At 60.1% G+C, this 17,124-nt stretch carries 13 protein-coding genes; 5 read left to right on the top strand and 8 right to left on the bottom strand.

The genetic code is table 11. The features are described from left to right. Positions 1–238: 238 nt before the first annotated feature. On the bottom strand, positions 239–1,219 hold the full coding sequence (locus HHJ19_RS05820) for an alpha/beta hydrolase (RefSeq protein WP_296904909.1): 981 nt from the start codon (positions 1,217–1,219) through the stop codon (positions 239–241). A 688-nt stretch (positions 1,220–1,907) separates the two neighbouring features. On the opposite strand from HHJ19_RS05820, the gene dbpA reads away from it, so the two are divergent. Next, positions 1,908–3,317: an ATP-dependent RNA helicase DbpA gene (gene dbpA / locus HHJ19_RS05815; protein WP_296904907.1), complete on the top strand. Its 1,410-nt coding sequence runs from the start codon at positions 1,908–1,910 to the stop codon at positions 3,315–3,317. A 92-nt stretch (positions 3,318–3,409) separates the two neighbouring features. Beyond that, on the top strand, positions 3,410–4,180 hold the full coding sequence (locus tag HHJ19_RS05810) for an SDR family NAD(P)-dependent oxidoreductase (protein ID WP_296904905.1): 771 nt from the start codon (positions 3,410–3,412) through the stop codon (positions 4,178–4,180). A gap of 10 nt (positions 4,181–4,190) precedes the next feature. Here HHJ19_RS05810 and HHJ19_RS05805 read toward each other — a convergent pair whose 3' ends face one another. The 6 genes from HHJ19_RS05805 to HHJ19_RS05780 all read right to left on the bottom strand — a co-directional run bounded on the left by HHJ19_RS05805 (position 4,191) and on the right by HHJ19_RS05780 (position 11,561). Further along, entirely contained in the window at positions 4,191–5,147 is a 957-nt protein-coding gene (locus HHJ19_RS05805; RefSeq protein ID WP_296904912.1) for a branched-chain amino acid ABC transporter permease, read from the bottom strand. Positions 5,148–5,189: 42 nt separating this feature from the next. After that, complete coding sequence (locus HHJ19_RS05800; protein WP_296904903.1) at positions 5,190–6,074, bottom strand: branched-chain amino acid ABC transporter permease; 885 nt, start codon at positions 6,072–6,074, stop codon at positions 5,190–5,192. An 82-nt stretch (positions 6,075–6,156) separates the two neighbouring features. Further along, the gene (locus HHJ19_RS05795; RefSeq protein WP_296904901.1) at positions 6,157–7,350 is read right to left on the bottom strand and encodes an ABC transporter substrate-binding protein; all 1,194 of its coding nucleotides are present in this window, start codon (positions 7,348–7,350) and stop codon (positions 6,157–6,159) included. A 72-nt stretch (positions 7,351–7,422) separates the two neighbouring features. Further along, on the bottom strand, positions 7,423–8,127 hold the full coding sequence (locus HHJ19_RS05790; protein WP_296904900.1) for an ABC transporter ATP-binding protein: 705 nt from the start codon (positions 8,125–8,127) through the stop codon (positions 7,423–7,425). Next, a complete protein-coding gene (locus tag HHJ19_RS05785) occupies positions 8,127–8,900 on the bottom strand; it encodes an ABC transporter ATP-binding protein (RefSeq protein WP_296904910.1) in 774 nt (257 codons plus the stop codon). The genes HHJ19_RS05790 and HHJ19_RS05785 overlap by 1 nt, the downstream gene beginning before the upstream one ends. Positions 8,901–9,287: 387 nt before the next feature. Continuing rightward, positions 9,288–11,561, bottom strand: coding sequence for a DUF6600 domain-containing protein (locus tag HHJ19_RS05780; RefSeq protein ID WP_296904898.1), 2,274 nt, complete (start codon positions 11,559–11,561; stop codon positions 9,288–9,290). Between the two features lie 353 nt (positions 11,562–11,914). On the opposite strand from HHJ19_RS05780, the gene HHJ19_RS05775 reads away from it, so the two are divergent. The 3 genes from HHJ19_RS05775 (at position 11,915) to HHJ19_RS05765 (ending at position 13,698) form a co-directional block, all read left to right on the top strand. Beyond that, the gene (locus tag HHJ19_RS05775) at positions 11,915–12,985 is read left to right on the top strand and encodes a DUF6352 family protein (RefSeq protein WP_296904896.1); all 1,071 of its coding nucleotides are present in this window, start codon (positions 11,915–11,917) and stop codon (positions 12,983–12,985) included. Positions 12,986–13,143: 158 nt separating this feature from the next. Then, positions 13,144–13,320, top strand: coding sequence for a hypothetical protein (locus HHJ19_RS05770; protein WP_296904894.1), 177 nt, complete (start codon positions 13,144–13,146; stop codon positions 13,318–13,320). Positions 13,321–13,533: 213 nt separating this feature from the next. Continuing rightward, entirely contained in the window at positions 13,534–13,698 is a 165-nt protein-coding gene (locus HHJ19_RS05765; RefSeq protein ID WP_296904892.1) for a hypothetical protein, read from the top strand. A gap of 115 nt (positions 13,699–13,813) precedes the next feature. Here the strand turns inward: HHJ19_RS05765 and icmF are convergent, their stop codons facing one another. Next, the gene (gene icmF, locus HHJ19_RS05760; RefSeq protein ID WP_296904890.1) at positions 13,814–17,107 is read right to left on the bottom strand and encodes a fused isobutyryl-CoA mutase/GTPase IcmF; all 3,294 of its coding nucleotides are present in this window, start codon (positions 17,105–17,107) and stop codon (positions 13,814–13,816) included. Positions 17,108–17,124: the final 17 nt, after the last annotated feature.

Here is a 17,124-nt window from a genome sequence, read left to right as displayed (position 1 = left end):
CGCAGCGCGCACGCCGCCACTGCCGCCGCCGATGACAAAGAGATCGAAGTCAAAAGTCCGCATATGTGTTTTTCCTGGTTGCGCGAAATGGGAACCCACCTTACCACCGGGCAGCCACTGCATGTCGGTAAGGTCATGTCCCCCGCGCCTGCCGGTTTGCCGGCAGACAGGCGACTCGAGTGTCGAACCTTGGCGCCTGTTTTGCTTTTGCTGCTGTGGAGCAGCCGTCAATCGCCGCTCAGGCCTGCTTGAGGAATGCCAGCAAGTCTGCGTTGAGCTTGTCTTTGTTCATTTGTGGGATCGCGTGCGAGCCGCCTTTGTAAACTTCGAGACGGGCGTTTTTCAGAATTTTCGATGCCGCCATGGCCGACGGAGCGATCGGTACGATCTGGTCATCATCACCGTGGATGATCAGCGTCGGCAGCGTCATTTTTTTCAGGTCTTCAGTGAAGTCGGTTTCTGAAAACTGCTTGACGCACTCATACGAGCTGCGCAGGCTGGACTGCATGCCCAGCGTGGTGAAGGTGTCGCGGCGACCTGACGAGTCCTTGATGCCGGTGCGGTTGAAGCCGAAAAACGGGTTGGTCAGATCTTTGTAGAACTGTGCGCGGTCAGCCTGCAGGCCGGCGCGAATGCCGTCAAAAGCACTCAGGGGCGTGCCTTCGGGGTTCTTGTCGGTCTTGATCATCAGTGGCGTTACTGCAGCAATCAGCACCGCCTGGGAAGCGCGCGCGCTGCCGAACTTGCCCAGATAGCGAGCGACTTCCCCGCCCCCCATGGAGTGACCGACGAAGGTTGCGTTTTTGATATTCAGTGTCGTCACCAGGGTGTCAAGGTCGGCGGCAAAGGTATCGTAATTGTTGCCATCCCAGGGCTGGCTGGAACGGCCGTGTCCGCGCCGGTCATGGGCAATGCAGCGGTAACCGTTGGAGGCCAGAAACATCATCTGGTCTTCCCAGGCGTCAGCGCTCAAAGGCCAGCCGTGACTGAAGATGACGGTATCCGGGCCGGTGCCCCAGTCCTTGTAATAGATTTGGGTGCCGTCTTTGGTGGTGATCATGTTGCTGCGGTGAGCGGCCTTGTAGTCGTTTTTCATGGTAGCCGGATTGCTTGAATGGGTTGCAGCCGCTGCGCCTGCACTGGCCGCCACGGCGATGCTGCCAACAAGCAGATTGCGACGCGATTGACCTGCGCTTGCAGTTACGTTGCTTTTGGACATAGAGGGGTTCACTTTCGTTGTCTGGTAAAAAATCGCGCAGGATGGCGCTATAAATTTTTAATGCAATTTAATATTGTGTCAAATCTAATTGCGCACAATATATCTTAACTTGATCTTAGAAATTGTGCTTTGCACGAGAAGTAATCGGTAAATCATTTTGTTGTCCATGAATGCGTGGATGTTGCCATGCTGCCCCTGGCCAGACGCTCCTGGCTCCTGGCATTGGTGCGCGCCCACCCCTCCTGGTGGTACGGCACAGATCCGCGGCACCAATGCAGCCAGCCGGCCATGCCGAGCTGGAAGCCATACCGGCCAGCTCATCACTCGCGGGTCAAAGCGGTGCCGGACCGTGCATGAAAAGAACCGCTCCGGCGCGCTCAGCGCCTGACAGCTCCGCAAATACGCCCAGCGGCGTCAACCGGCTGGTTTCACGGTGGATGGCGTAGCGCTGCACCAGCCACCCTAGGCGCCAACCGCAACAATGATCACTGCCAGCGCCATTGCAAAGGCCGGCAGCGCATGGCTTGTCAGTGACTGCAAGGCGTTAGGAAGGGCAGGGGAATCAAGTTTTCAGGGGGTGCCTAATAATCAAAAAAGTTCAGGCAAATGGGACCGCGCACAGCTTGCCAGTGTTTCGCTCGCCGGCCTTACCGCAATGAGGCAAGGCGCGAGTCACGATAATCAGGGCATGATTACTTTTCCCAATGATTTCAGCGCCCTTTCGCTGCCGGCCCACGTCCTGGCAAATCTGACCCAACTCGGCTACACCGCCATGACCCCGATTCAGGCCGCCAGCCTGCCGGTCGCGCTGCTCGGCAAAGACCTGATTGCCCAGGCCAAGACCGGCAGCGGCAAGACCGCCGCCTTTGCGCTGGCTCTGCTGGCCAACCTGAACGCCCGCCGTTTTGCCATCCAGGCGATGGTGCTATGCCCGACACGCGAGCTGGCCGATCAGGTCACGACCGAAATCCGCCGCTTGGCCCGCGCCGAGGAAAACATCAAGGTCGTCACGCTGTGCGGCGGCGTTGCCCTGCGCGGCCAGATTGCCAGCCTGGAGCACGGCGCGCACATCGTGGTCGGCACTCCAGGCCGCATCATGGATCACCTGGAGCGCGGCAACCTGAATCTGGAAGCCCTGAATACGCTGGTGCTCGACGAGGCCGACCGCATGCTTGACATGGGCTTTTTTGACGACATCGCCACCGTGGCCAAACAATGTCCCAAAGAACGCCAGACCCTGCTGTTTTCGGCGACTTACCCTGAAGGCATCGCCAAAATCAGCCAGCAGTTCATGAAGAACCCGCAAACCATCACCGTGCAGGCGCAGCATGAAAAAAGCAAGATCCGTCAGCGCTGGTATCAGGTTGAGGATACCGACCACGACGAGGCGCGCCTCAATGCGGTGGCGCTGGTGCTCAACCATTACCGGCCGGTCAGCACGCTGGCCTTTTGCAATACCAAATCGCAATGCCGGGCGCTGGTGCAACTGCTGAAAGACCAGGGTTTTAGCGCGCTTGCGCTGTATGGCGAGCTGGAGCAGCGCGAACGCGACCAGGTGCTGGTGCAGTTTTCCAACCGCAGCTGCTCGGTTCTGGTTGCGACCGACGTGGCGGCGCGCGGGCTGGATATTTCGCAGCTGGAAATGGTGATCAACGTCGATGTGACGCCCGATGCTGAAATTCATATTCACCGCATCGGCCGCACCGGCCGTGCCGACGAAGAGGGTTGGGCCATCAGCCTGGCCACGATGGACGAAATGGGCTCGGTTGGCAAGATCGAGCAACTGCAAAAAGCCGAGTCCGAATGGCACAAGCTCGACGAGCTGACACCGGATGGCAAGGAAGCGCTGCGCCCGCCAATGGCCACGCTGCAGATCGTGGGTGGCCGCAAGGAAAAGATTCGCGCCGGCGACGTGCTGGGAGCGCTGACCGGCGAGGCCGGCTTCACCCGTGAGCAGGTTGGCAAGATCAATGTGAACGAGTTTTCCACCTATGTCGCGGTGGACCGCAGCATTGCCGCCGACGCGTTGCACAAACTGGCGATGGGAAAGGTCAAGGGTAAAAGCGTCAGGGTACGCCTGCTGGACGATGAGTCCTGACGCAGCCCCATCACTTATATTGTAAATAAGCCGCTGGTCCAGAAAGAATCTGCATGAGTAGCTATAAATAGCATAGCAACGGGTGCCGCAAAATGAATCATGAGTACAGCCTCGACGATCTGGCGGCGACAGCCGGCAAGCTTGCTTCGCCGCCGGGTGTGGCGCTGGTCATAGGCGCGGGGGGTGGCTTGGGGGCGGCCCTGACGGCCCAATTGTCAGGGTCCGAAGGCGCTTTCGGCCCCTATCCAACTGTGCTGGCTTTAAGCCGCAGCAGCCATCCGGCGATTGACTATGCGGACGAAACCAGCCTTCAAGCGGCAGCGAGCTGGGTTGCCGCTCAGTGCGCTGACAGGCAGCTCGACCTTCGTTTGCTAGTGGTAGCCAGCGGCTTTTTGCATGGCCAGCAAGGCCAGCCCGAACGCAGCTGGAGCCAGCTGGACGCCGACTACCTGAGTCATGTGTTTCGCGTCAACGCCATCGGCCCGGCGCTGGTGATGAAACATTTTCTGCCGCTATTTCCCAAACAGGGGCGTTGCGCGGCCGCTTTTGTTTCAGCCCGGGTCGGCAGCATTGGTGACAACGCGCTCGGTGGCTGGTACGGTTATCGCGCTTCCAAGGCAGCGCTGAACCAGCTGGTTAAAACCGCGTCAATAGAGCTTACCCGCCGTAACCGTGAATCCCTTTGTGTGGCGCTGCATCCCGGGACGGTGGACAGCGGACTGTCGCAGCCCTTTGCCAAAGCCGGTTTGTCGGTGCGTCATGCAACCGTGGCAGCGGCTGAGTTACTTGCGGTAATGGCTGGATTAACCGCTGCAAATACTGGCAGTTTCAGGGATTACCGCGGCAATTCCCTGCCGTGGTAACCGTTGCTCGTCAGTGGACTTTTGCCGCAGCGCGGCGACGTTGAATATAAGCCTGCAATTCGCCCACGATGCCCTTGCGGAAGGCAAGCACACAAAGCACAAAGATCACGCCAATGATGACAGTAACCCAGGAGCCGACCTTGTCAGCGAGCAGGTTTTGCAGCGAAATCACGATGCCCGCGCCCATCACCGGGCCGAAAAAGGTTCCCACGCCGCCGAGCAGCGTCATCAAGATCACTTCACCCGACATCGACCAGTGCACATCGGACAGGGTGGCAAAGCCCATGACCAGTGTCTTTAGCGAGCCCGCCAGGCCTGCCAGGGCGGCAGACAGCACAAAGGCCAGCAGCTTGTAGCGGTCCACCTGATAACCAAGCGAAATCGCGCGCGGCTCGTTTTCCCGGATCATTTTGAGGACCTGGCCAAACGGAGAGTGCACGATGCGCGAGATGAACAGGAAGCACAGCACAAAAATCGCGACCACGAAGTAATACATGGCGGTGTCGGACTGCAGCGGGATCATGCCGAACAGCTTGCCGCGCGACACGCCCTGCAAGCCGTCTTCGCCACCGGTGAAGGATGCCTGGAGGCAGACGAAATAGACCATTTGGGCAATCGCCAGCGTGATCATGGCAAAGTAAATGCCCTGTCGGCGAATAGCCACCGCACCGACGATCAGGCCGAGCAGTCCGGCTCCCAGGGTGCCGGCCAGAATCGCCAGTTCCGGCGTCCAGCTCTGGGACTTGACGAACCAGCCGGTCACGTAAGCCGCCGAGCCAAAAAATGCGGCATGGCCGAAGGACAACAGGCCGGTAAAACCCAGCAGCAAATTGAAGGCGCAGGCGAACAGCGCAAAGCACAACAGCTTCATGACAAATACGGGGTAGAGCCCGATAGCCGGTGCGGCCAGCGCGAGCACCAGCAGCGCCAGGTAAGTGAAGCGCGTGATTTTGGCGGCTTTGGTCATGCGGGATTTGGTCACAGATTGAGTCATATTGTTGTTCATGGCTCATGCCTCCTTGCCGAAAAGGCCTGCCGGACGAACCATCAGCACCAGCACCATCACGACGAACACCACAATATTGGATGCCTCCGGGTAGAAAACGCGGGTCATGCCTTCGACCAGGCCGAGTGCCAGGCCGGTGATCACCGAACCCAGAATGGAGCCCATGCCACCGATCACCACCACGGCGAACACCACGATGATGAGGTTGGATCCCATCAGGGGATTGACCTGAATAATGGGGGCGGCCAGCACGCCAGCCAGTCCGGCCAGCGCCGCGCCCGCGCCATAGGTCAACATGACCATCATGGGCACGTTGATGCCGAAAGTCTGAACCAGTGCCGCGTTTTCAGTGCCGGCACGCAGGTTGGCACCCAGCGGGGTTCGCTCGATGATGAACCAGGTGCCAAGGCATACCACCAGGGAAACCAGCACCACCCACGCGCGGTAGTTCGGAAGCACCATGAAGCCCAGGTTGGTGGCGCCCGAAAGCAGTTCCGGTACTGGATACGATTGGCCCGACGCGCCATACAACTCGCGAAAAACACCTTCGACAATCAACGCCAGCCCGAAGGTCAGCAGCAAGCCGTATAACGGATCTAGCTTATACAGGTGTTTCAGGAACAGCCTCTCAATTACGACGCCGAAGGCACCCACCACCAGCGGTGCCAGTATCAGCGCAAACCAGTAATTGATGCCGAATTTATCGAGCATGATCCAGGCGGCAAATGCGCCCAGCATGTACAGCGCACCGTGCGCAAAATTGACAACGCCCAGCAGACCGAAGATGACCGCCAGTCCAAGGCTGAGCATGGCGTAAAACGCGCCGTTGACCAAGCCCAGCAGGAGCTGGCCCATAAATGCTTGATGAGGAATACCGAAAATTTCCATGGATGCGCCTGTCAGGTCATGACTTGAGGTAATAAAAAAAGGCGGCCAGTCGCATCTGCGACCAGCCGCCCTGAGCGTCAGTTTATTTTTTGGTCAGCGCACATTTGGATTCAGCCGGTGTGGTGAAAGCCTGGTCACCGGGGATCTTGGAAACCATTTTGTAGTAGTCCCATGGCACGGTCGATTCCTTGGCCGACTTAACCTGGAACAGGTACATGTCGTGGATCATCCGGCCGTCGGCGCGGATCTGGCCCTTGTTGTAGAAATCGTCGATTTTCATAGCCTTCAAGCTGCTCATGACCTTGTCTGCGTCCGTTGTGCCGGCGGCTTGCACGGCCTTAAGGTAGGTGGTCGCGACCGAGTAGTCGGCGGCCTGCAGGCTGGAGGGCATGCGCTTGTATTTGTCGAAGAAACGCTTGGCAAATTTGCGCGAGGCGTCATCCTGGTTCCAGTACCAGCTGTCGGCCAGCTGCAGGCCTTCCGTATTGGCCAGGCCCAGGCTGTGTACGTCGTTGATGAACACCAGCAATCCTGCGATCTTCATGGTCTTGTTGATGCCGAATTCCTTGGCTGCCTTCATCGCATTGGTAAAGTCGCCACCGGCGTTGGCCAGCGCCAGCACCTGTGCCTTGGACGATTGCGCCTGGAGCAGGAAGGAAGAAAAGTCAGAGGCATTGAGCGGGTGGCGCACGGTGCCGGCGACGGTGCCGCCGTTGGCCTTGACCACATTGGACGCGTCACTCTCAAGCGAATAGCCGAATGCATAGTCGGCTGTCAGGAAAAACCAGTTCTTGGCGCCAGACTTAACGAGGGCCGTACCCGCAACCTTGGCCAGGGCCACGGTGTCGTAGGCATAGTGCACGGTGTAGGCTGAGCAGGCTTCATTGGTCAGCCTGGCTGAGCCAGGACCTACCGCCATGAAGGGACGTTTCTTTTCTTCGGCGATCTTGGCCATGGCCAGTGCGGTGCCCGAGTTGGTGCCGCCGATCAGCATGGACAGGCCGTCCTTGTCGATCCATTCGCGGGCCTTGGAAGAGGCCACGTCAGCCTTGTTCTGGTGGTCTGCGGTCAGCACTTCAATCGGACGGTTCAACACCTTGCCGCCGAAGTCCTGCGCAGCCCATCTCACCATTTCCCCACCGGCAGGGCCGTCGATGTCGGCATACAGGCTGGACATGTCGGTGATGAAACCGATCTTGACAGGACCGGTGTCTTGTGCGGATGCGGTGGCGCCAAATCCGATGGCCAATGCCGCGACGATAACGTTGAGTTTCATGAAAGTCTCCTGGTTGATGATGTATGGGAAATTATGAAAAAAGCATCTGGTTTTTGGCGTAACGAATGGACGTCAAACGCCCAGGTATTCCTGCAGCATGCCCATGTTCTGGGCCAGCTCGGACTGTGCAAACTGCTTGACGATCTGGCCGTGTTCCATGACGTAAAAACGATCGGCCAGCGGCGCGGCAAAACGGAAGTTCTGTTCGACCAGCACGATGGTGTAGCCCTTGGCCTTGAGCGCCAAAATCATTTCGCCCAGCTTTTGCACGATGACAGGCGCCAGACCTTCTGAAATTTCGTCGAGCAGCAGCAGCCGAGCGCCGGTCCGCAAAATCCGAGCCACGGCGAGCATCTGCTGCTCGCCACCCGACAGGCGCGTACCGGGGCTGCCGGCGCGCTCTTTCAGGTTGGGAAACATGGCGTAAATTTCGGCAACGCTCATGCCGCCCGGTGCGATCGTCGGCGGCAACATCAGGTTTTCCTCGGCTGACAGGCTGGCGAAAATGCCGCGCTCTTCAGGGCAGTAGCCCACGCCCAGCCGGGCCACCTTGTGCGGCGCCAGCTTGAGCGCTTCTTCGCCGTTGATCCTGATGGAGCCCTTGCGAGCGCCCGTCATTCCCACAATGGCGCGCATGGTGGTGGTGCGACCGGCGCCGTTGCGGCCCAGCAGTGTCACCACTTCACCTTCGTTGACCGTGAGGTTGACGCCATGCAGGATGTGCGACTCGCCATACCAGGCGTGCAGGTCTTCAATGCGGAGCAGTTCTTTGGTCATCAGTGCGCTCCCTGCAGTTCGGTGTTGGCGGTGCCCATATAGGCTTCGATCACCTGCGGATTTTGCGACACTTCGGCGTACGGGCCATCGGCGATGATGGCGCCACGCTGAAGCACCGTGATGCGGTTGGCAATCGACGACACCACGTTCATGTTGTGCTCGACCATCAAAATGGTGCGTCCGACGGAAACTTTCTTAATTAGTTGCGTCACGCGGTCCACGTCTTCATGGCCCATGCCCTGGGTCGGCTCGTCCAGCAGCATCAGTTCAGGCTCCAGCGCCAGCGTGGTGGCGAGTTCCAGTGCGCGTTTGCGGCCATAGGGCAGGTTCACGGTCAGCTCATCGGCGAAGTTGCTCAGGTCCACTTCTGCCAGCAGGGCGCGCGCCCGCTCATGCAGATGAAACAGCGTGTCCTCGGCCTTCCAGAAATGAAACGAAGTGCCCAGGTTGCGCTGCAACGCGGCACGCACATTTTCCAGCACGGTCATGTGGGGGAAAACGGCCGATATCTGGAACGAGCGGACGATGCCGCGACGCGCGGTCTGGGCTGGTTTTTCCGTCGTGATGTCGTTGCCGTTGAAGACGATGCTGCCACGGGTCGGCGTGAGAAATTTGGTCAGCAGATTGAAAAAGGTCGTCTTGCCAGCGCCATTGGGACCGATCAGCGCGTGAATGTGCCCGCGCTGGACTTTAAGGTCAACGCTGTTGACCGCCACGAATCCCTTGAATTCCTTGGTCAGTCCCCGCGTTTCAAGAATGAACTCCTCTGACAAATTACTCTCCAGCTGGTTGATTTTGGGTTCACGGGCCGAGAAGGCGACGTGTGCAGGCGCGGACGGCGCTTGCATGAACACAGGTCGCAATCCTAGCTATCCGCAAGAGGCCGCGATACCCGGTCAGACCCTTAGGTAGTTTTGCGTGATGGCCCCCTGCGAGCAGCGGCAATCAGGGGCTGAAGCGGGGCGGTTTTTGGCATGGCTGGCGCGGCAGGAGAAACGATGTTGGGCAGACCATTGCCGGCAATTTTTCCGTGCCTCGCAGAGCCTCTTTGTCGGCCTGAAAAAGGAGGTCGAAAGGCCAGCCATAAGTGTTCGCCCTGGCGGCGTAAGTGACGATCAAAAACTGACTGATTCAGCGCCTGAGCTCGGCGGTCGTTAGGGTCAGGGTTCCCGATGGCGAATGGCTTCACCTTCAGGTCGCGCGACGCGCCCGTTGACTGTATCTGGCAGAGGTGTTTTGTGCCGTTCCTGTGCCTGCGGCTTGCGCGAGTCTTGCTGTTGTTGCTGTTGTTGGTGGCCTTGCTCTGCCTGCTGGCGCTGCTGGTCGCGCTGCAGCTGTTGCCGCGCCTGTTGCGCTTCAAGTTGCCGGCGTTGTGCGTCCTGCTGGTGTGTCTGCTTTTGCTGTTTTTGCGCCTGTTCGCGCCGGTCGCGCTGTCCCTGAGCTTCTTCGGCCTGGCGACGTTGCCGCTCTTGCTGACGGCCTTGCTCTGCCTGCTGTCGCTGCTGGTCGCGCTGAAGCTGTTGTCGTGCCTGCTGGGTCTGATTGATCGAAGAGCGCTCAGCGGCGGACAGTGCATCGGGGGAGACCAGCGGCGCAGCGCTGCCAGTTCCCCGGGTTGGGTCGCGCAAATCGCGTTGCGGTTGCGGCGCTGCATCTTGCCGGACTTGCGTCTCCTGCTGGCGTGTTGAGTCGGTTTGCTGGCGCGCCTGGTCGCGCTGCAACTGCTGTTGTTGCTGTTGCAGTTGCGGCTCGCGTTGGTTGCGTTGTCCGGTCTCGACGTTGCTGCGTTCGGGCGCGGAAACTGTAGAAGGGCGCACGGCAGGGGCCATGGCTGCAGATGATGCGGGCGGCGGCATTGCCGGCACTGCCTGTGTCCGGCGAGTACGGTCGTTGCTGTCCGTTCTTGCCGCGCGTGGGTTATTTTGACCCGCAGTTCCGAGCCTCTCATCGCCATGCTCGAGGGGGCTGCGGACCACGGGTTGCAAGGCCACGGCGGCAGGTGGTAATGCGGCCGCGGGCGCTACGCTCGGCCGTTCGCGCACGTCGGGACGTTGCGGCATCTCTCCGCGTTCGATCAGCACCTGAGCCTGGCCCAGATTAGCGGCGCTCAAGGCGTGCAGGTTGCCCTGCATGGGACGGCCGCGGACAAACGCGTCGCGGCTGACCGCGGTGACGGCCGCCGGTTGGCGCTGGTAGCGGTAGTTATTGCTGATGTTCACCGTGTTGTTCACCACGATGTTGTTGTTAACCTGCGTGATGTAGCGAGGACTGGCGAAGTAGGCTGGCCGGAAAGCTTCGCCCGGTGCCAGCGGAAACCAGCCCACGCCGGGACTCGGCGCACTGCCGGCGCCTATGGAGATATTCCAGTTGACGCCGCCGCTGCTGCCGCCGACAAAGGCGACGAGGGCCGGAGCGTAAACCGGACGCGTGGGCAGTCGCCCTGGCACCCAGGCCCAGCGCGGTCCGATCTGGGCCCAGCGGCCATAGTGAAACGGCGCAAATCCCCACGGTGCATCGTCCACCCAGGTCCAGCCCCAGGGCGCTATCCAGCTCCAGTGGCCGACGCGGTAGGGTGCCCAGTTCACCGGCACGGCGCGGGGCAGCCAGACGGCGCCATAGCCCGGATCCTGTTGCCAGTCGCCATAGCTGTCGAGCTGTTGGTAGCCAATGGTCTCGCGCGGCACATAGCGAGCCGAGACGGACTGGTCTTCGCGCCGGTCCCTGGCTGCGGCCCAGGCGTCGAAACTGTCCTGCACGGCGGCGCCCGGTGCCGCCGGAGTCAGCTGCCTGCCGCCGAAGCTGCCTTGCTGCTGGCTGCCCCGATTCAGCACGGCGCCGTTGTCGCCGTAAAGCACGCCGCCGCCCGACAGCGTCACGACACGGGTGATGTCGCTGTCAGGATTGACGTCCAGGCGGTAGTCACCAGGCTCTGAAATGACGAAGGCCAAATTGGGTGTGTCGACCTCTAGACGCTGACCTTCAAACAGCGTGCGCACCCGTAATTGCGCGCTGCCTTGCGCCAGCCGCAGCTGCGTCAGGTTGTCGTCAAGCGCGAGAAAATCCAGACTGGTTTGCTCACTCATGCGCACGGCGGTCGACCCGACATGCAACTCAGAGCGAGCGCGCCGGCCGGTCCACAGTCGGTCACCGCTGGTCAGGGGTCGGTTCAGCACGGCGGGGGTCCAGGTGCCTCCATTGTCTTCGGAGGGTGCAAAGCTCACCGCCCCTTCCGCAAGGTTGAGCCGGGCGACGCTGCCGGGAGGGTCCAGTGGCGCGCCTTGCGGATAGGACTGCTGGGCTGTAGCGCTTTGCAACAGCGTCAGCAGCAACAGCAGTGGCAGGGCGGTTGTCCGCGCCAGAACGCGGGCGGGCAGTTGCGCAAAGCTGCGGAAACTGATCGGAAGGGTGGTTGAACCAGCAAAAAATGGGATCATGTGGTGTTCGCTTGCGGTTAGCGCCCTGACAATGAGGCGATGGGGCAGTTGGCAATGGCGGTTTGACCTTGGGCGGAATAGAGGAAAACCTGAGTACAGCGCAAGGGCCTGTCAGAGGTACAACGCGCGGGGGGCCCCAGCGGGTCGCCAAGGGAATGTAAAGAACATGCGACCCATGCCGCTTTCTGCAACAGCGTGTAAATAACCCGACCATCCCGGTGGTCGGCTCTTGGTAACTGTTTTTCAGTGAAATATGGCTCACGTCCATTATTTACGGTAACTTGTTGCTATAAACAATATAGCAATTAAAATTATTTGCTGGCTAATTTCTCTTCTTCTGAATCGATTGCCCCATGCAAAATCCCTGGCCTTCAGGCCTGTCCGCTTTCCCGCTGCGCAACGACCGCGGCTGGCTGCTTCCCAGCGATGAATATTTCCGGGGTTTTCTCGCCCGGCCAGAACTGGCGCCGGTTGCCGGGTCCTGTCCGGCCGAGCTGGCATTGCACAATGCGCTGCTCAAATTTCCTTCCATGCCGGTCACGCCGGCCGGCTTGCAGACGGTGCAGGATGCCGATGTCCGTGAAAGCTACCGGCTGTTTCTGCGATTTCGGGATGGCCTGCTGGCCGCCGGCACTCTGGAGGCTTATTACCTGAGCCTGTTTCCACGCGACGGCATGGGTCTTATCAACATTCCGCCTTTGTTCATCGACCTGCTGGCCCAGGCCATCACGTACGGGCTGATGAATGATTCTGCCGACGCCTACGAGGTGCGCGCTGGCGAAATGCTGTTCCGCAGTCAGCGCATCAGCAGCCAGGACGGCCAGAAATTAAGCGGGGACAGGGAAGTGCTGGACATGCTCAGTGAGACTGGCGGGCTGGGCGACTTTGGCCGCTTTCTGGCTGAAGCCGGGGGACCCATGCCCACTGTCAATTTGCAGGTGCTCAGCGATGAAAACGCGCCTGACTACCTGCGGCAGTTAGGCCGACACACGTACCTGCTTGACCTGACGCATGAACTCAGCAACGACCTGAGCCACGGACTGGTTCTCACCATGACGCGCGCCCGATCGGGCCTCAACGCCCTGGCCCGCGTGCTGCAAAAATGGGTGCGGCACTTTCTGGGGGTTGAGGTCACCATCAGGGCACTGCAAAAGATCGATGATCCGGCCTGGCGCTGGCATGTGGGGCTGGATGTGGAGGCGACCGCGCTGCTTAACGACCTGTATGAAGGCCAGGAGGTCGATCCGGTGCGCCTGCGGCGGTTGCTCAGCCTGTTCAGGCTTGATTTTGCCGACCTGCGGGAAATGCGCGCCGATGTGGCTGGCAAACCGGTCTACCTCGGCCTCATGATGAACGCCGACGGCGTGGTGAAGCTCAAGCCGCAAAACCTGCTGCTGAATTTGCCGTTGTCGCTGCCTGTTTGAAAGCCAGCCTTGTCAGACGCCCTTTGGCCCGGTCAGCCAATGGACGGTGATCCCGGACAACCGGGGCGGCTTCGGCGGCGCCCTGATTCACCTCGCTGGCGAGATTTTGAACACCGCATTAAGCTGCGTCACGTCCCTACAAGGGCTCCAACTCCCGGATGATGGCTGTGCAGGCGGGCAACGTGGTCCTGATGATGGCTTCGCTGCCATCGCCCATAGGCCAGTTGAAGGCCGGCAAACTGCTCACGCTGGCCATGACGCGAGCACACCGCGCACCTCGCTGCCCGATACGAAAGCGGCCATTCAGGGGCAAGGCGCCGAGGCGCAAGTCATGACGTCCGGGGACTTTTCAATGCTGCTCGAGACCGACCGCGAGAAGTGGCGATGCATGATGCAGGCGTCTGGCGCCAGTAAAGAGGAGGGCTGTGCAGCTCAAGCTCAGGCCCAGCCATCAAGCCTACTTGCAGCGTGCAAGCCACGGAAATGCGCGTATCGGCACGCTGTGGCTTAAAATCGCCGATTCAGCCATTTTTTCAATCGGAGTTTTTATGTCAAAAAAAATCAGAGTCGAGGCCGACATCTGCGCCCCCAAGCCAGTGTCTCCCAAAGGCTACACCATCACGACTGGCCACGGCCAGAAAATCAGCCTTGAGCGCGGTTCGCACACCCGGAGCAAGAAAAACCCGGGCAAGCGTCCCCACCAGGGCGGCTAGGCCACTCTGGCCGGAGCCACCGCGCTGCGCTAAAAAGAAACCCGAACCGCCGGGGCGTAATCTGCCACGGTGGTTCGGGTTTCTTTTGGGTCAAACTTTCGGACCCGCCGGCCGCTTACATATTGCGCCGGTACTGCCCGCCGACTTCAAACAGCGCGTTGGTGATCTGCCCAAGCGAGCAGACGCGCACTGCATCCATCAGTACCCCGAACACGTTCCTGTTCTCGATCACTGCCTGCTGCAACCGCCCGAGTTGCGTTGGCGCTGCGCTGGCGTGGCGGCTGTGAAAGTCCTCCAGCCGGGCCAGCTGGCTTTGCTTTTCCTCATCGGTTGAGCGAGCCAGCTCCAGCTTGTCAGCAACCTGCTCCCCATGCGGGTTGCGAAAGGTGTTTACGCCGATGATGGGCAGCTCGCCGGTGTGCTTGAGCATCTCGTAATGCATCGATTCGTCCTGGATGCGGCCGCGTTGATAGCCCGTTTCCATCGCCCCCAGCACGCCGCCCCGGTCGGCGATGTTCTGGAATTCGGCCAGCACGGCTTCTTCGACCAGCTCGGTCAGATCTTCAATGATGAAAGCGCCTTGCGTCGGGTTTTCATTTTTCGCCAGGCCCCATTCGCGGTTGATGATGAGCTGGATCGCCATCGCGCGGCGCACCGAGTCTTCGGTCGGCGTGGTGATGGCTTCGTCGAATGCGTTGGTGTGCAGGGAATTGCAGTTGTCGTAAATCGCGATCAGCGCCTGCAGCGTGGTGCGGATGTCGTTGAACTGGATTTCCTGAGCGTGCAGACTGCGGCCCGAAGTCTGGATGTGGTATTTGAGTTTCTGGCTGCGTTCATTCGCGCCGTATTTTTCCTTCATCGCCACAGCCCAGATGCGGCGCGCCACCCGGCCCATCACGGTGTATTCGGGGTCCATGCCATTGCTGAAGAAGAACGACAAATTCGGCGCGAAGTCGTCGATGTGCATGCCGCGCGCCAGATAGGCTTCGACAAAGGTAAAGCCGTTGGACAAGGTGAAGGCGAGCTGCGAGATCGGATTCGCGCCAGCTTCGGCAATGTGGTAACCGCTGATGGAAACGCTGTAAAAGTTGCGCACGTTGTGGTGCACAAAATACTCGGCGATGTCGCCCATCACTTTCAGGCTGAACTCGGTCGAGAAGATGCAGGTGTTCTGGCCCTGGTCTTCCTTCAGAATGTCCGCCTGCACCGTGCCGCGCACATTGCTCAGCACCCATTCGCGGATTTTCTGGGTTTCGGTGTCGCTCGCCTCGCGGCCGTTCTCCAGCTTGAATTTTTCCAGGTTCTGGTCGATGGCGGTGTTCATGAACATCGCCAGGATGCTGGGCGCCGGGCCGTTGATGGTCATCGAGACGCTGGTGGTCGGGCTGCACAAATCAAACCCTCCATACAGCACCTTCATGTCGTCCAGCGTGGCGATGGAAACGCCCGAGTTGCCAACCTTGCCGTAGATGTCAGGCCGCACATGCGGGTCGTTGCCGTACAGTGTCACTGAGTCAAAAGCGGTGGACAGGCGCTTGGCGGCCATGCCTTCGCTCAGCAATTTGAAGCGCGTATTGGTACGGAAGGGGTCACCTTCGCCGGCGAACATCCGGGTTGGGTCTTCGCCCTCGCGCTTGAAGGCAAAGGTGCCGGCGGTGTAGGGGTAGCTGCCCGGTACGTTGTCCAGAATCAGCCACTTGATTATTTCGCCGTGGTCCTGGTACTTGGGCAGACAGACCTTGCGGATGGTGGTGCCGGAGAGTGATTTGGTGGTCAGTTGCGTGCGGATTTCCTTATCGCGGATTTTCACCACGTATTCATCACCCGCATAGGCTTTTTGCATTTCCGGCCATTGGGCCAGCAGTTTTTTTGCTGCCGGATCCTGCACTTGCTCGCGCTGCACGGCCAGGTCAATGGCGGCTTCAGCGGCACTGGCCCTGTCGGGCTTGTCGACCGTCAGCATGACCGCGGCGGCGCGCAATTGCTGGATTTCCCGAGCCAGCGCGGCCTGGTCCTGACCGCGTTTTTTGTAGCTGCGCACGGTGTCGGCAATCTCGGCCAGGTAACGCGTGCGTGCGGCCGGCACCACTGGCGTCTGGTTGGTGCTGTGGCGCACATCGACCTTTGGCAGAACGCCGTCGTTCAGGCTAAGACCCAGTGCGGCCAGTCGGGGTTTGAGTGCCTGGTATAGCGCGGTGACACCATCATCGTTAAAGCGCGCGGCCATGGTGCCGTAAACCGGCATCTGGTCGGCCGGCGTGGTCCAGGCCTCCTTGTTGCGCTGCACCTGTTTGGACACGTCGCGCAGGGCGTCGAGCGAGCCCTTGCGGTCAAACTTGTTAATGGCGACGAACTCGGCAAAGTCGAGCATGTCAATTTTTTCCAGCTGGCTGGCCGCGCCGAATTCGGGCGTCATCACGTACATCGGCACATCGACATGCGGCACGATGGCAGCGTCGCCCTGACCGATGCCGGAGGTCTCTACAACGATCAGGTCGAAGCCCGCAGCCTTGCAGGCGGCAATCACATCGGGCAAGGCTTTGCTGATCTCAGAGCCGAAGTCGCGCGTGGCCAGGGAGCGCATGAAGACGCGCGGCCCCTGGCTCCATGGGTTGATGGCGTTCATGCGGATGCGGTCGCCAAGCAAGGCACCGCCACTCTTGCGCCTGGACGGGTCGATGCTGATGAGGGCCACACGCAGCTGGTCGTTCTGGTCCAGCCGCAGCCGGCGGATCAGCTCGTCGGTGAGCGAGGACTTGCCTGCGCCGCCAGTGCCGGTAATGCCGAGTACCGGTATCTTTTTAATAGCAGCTTGTGCCCGTAGTTGCTGGACCAGTGCCTCATCAGCTTTGCCATCTTCCAGTGCGGTGATGAGCTGGGCGAGCGCCCGCCAAGCCATCTCGCCATGGCCTTCAATGGCTTCAACTCTGGTGGGGGCAAAGCCGGTCAGATCCTTGTCGCAACGCATCACCATTTCGCCAATCATGCCGGCCAGCCCCATTTTCTGCCCATCCTCAGGGCTGAAAATACGCGCCACGCCGTAGGCTTGAAGCTCGCGGATTTCCGGTGGGACGATCACGCCGCCGCCGCCGCCGAACACCTGAATATGCGCACCACCCCGGCTTTTGAGTAAATCGACCATGTATTTGAAGTACTCCACATGCCCGCCCTGGTAGGAACTGATGGCAATTCCCTGGGCGTCTTCCTGCAGTGCAGCGGTCACAACTTCATCAACACTGCGGTTGTGGCCCAGATGCACCACCTCGGCTCCCATGCCCTGCAAAATGCGCCGCATGATGTTGATGGCGGCGTCATGGCCGTCAAACAAGCTGGCGGCGGTGATGAAGCGCACCTTGTTCGTCGGGCGGTAGCTGGCGAGTGCCTTGTAATCTGCGGACAAATCGGTCATGGTGTTTCCTCAATGAT

The sequence above is a fragment of the Polaromonas sp. genome, assembly GCF_012927415.1.
Taxonomy (GTDB): domain Bacteria; phylum Pseudomonadota; class Gammaproteobacteria; order Burkholderiales; family Burkholderiaceae_C; genus Polaromonas.
The sequence above is the reverse complement of the archived record's forward strand: the minus strand, read 5'-3'. Positions and strand labels throughout refer to the sequence as shown.

Bases quoted from the DNA above. Each gene is read 5' to 3' on its own strand.
- HHJ19_RS05820 (WP_296904909.1), bottom strand. From the start codon at position 1,219: ATGTCCAAAAGCAACGTAACTGCAAGCGCAGGTCAATCGCGTCGCAAT.
- dbpA (WP_296904907.1), top strand. From the start codon at position 1,908: ATGATTACTTTTCCCAATGATTTCAGCGCCCTTTCGCTGCCGGCCCAC.
- HHJ19_RS05810 (WP_296904905.1), top strand. From the start codon at position 3,410: ATGAATCATGAGTACAGCCTCGACGATCTGGCGGCGACAGCCGGCAAG.
- HHJ19_RS05805 (WP_296904912.1), bottom strand. From the start codon at position 5,147: ATGACCAAAGCCGCCAAAATCACGCGCTTCACTTACCTGGCGCTGCTG.
- HHJ19_RS05800 (WP_296904903.1), bottom strand. From the start codon at position 6,074: ATGGAAATTTTCGGTATTCCTCATCAAGCATTTATGGGCCAGCTCCTG.
- HHJ19_RS05795 (WP_296904901.1), bottom strand. From the start codon at position 7,350: ATGAAACTCAACGTTATCGTCGCGGCATTGGCCATCGGATTTGGCGCC.
- HHJ19_RS05790 (WP_296904900.1), bottom strand. From the start codon at position 8,127: ATGACCAAAGAACTGCTCCGCATTGAAGACCTGCACGCCTGGTATGGC.
- HHJ19_RS05780 (WP_296904898.1), bottom strand. From the start codon at position 11,561: ATGATCCCATTTTTTGCTGGTTCAACCACCCTTCCGATCAGTTTCCGC.
- HHJ19_RS05775 (WP_296904896.1), top strand. From the start codon at position 11,915: ATGCAAAATCCCTGGCCTTCAGGCCTGTCCGCTTTCCCGCTGCGCAAC.
- HHJ19_RS05770 (WP_296904894.1), top strand. From the start codon at position 13,144: ATGATGGCTGTGCAGGCGGGCAACGTGGTCCTGATGATGGCTTCGCTG.
- HHJ19_RS05765 (WP_296904892.1), top strand. From the start codon at position 13,534: ATGTCAAAAAAAATCAGAGTCGAGGCCGACATCTGCGCCCCCAAGCCA.
- icmF (WP_296904890.1), bottom strand. From the start codon at position 17,107: ATGACCGATTTGTCCGCAGATTACAAGGCACTCGCCAGCTACCGCCCG.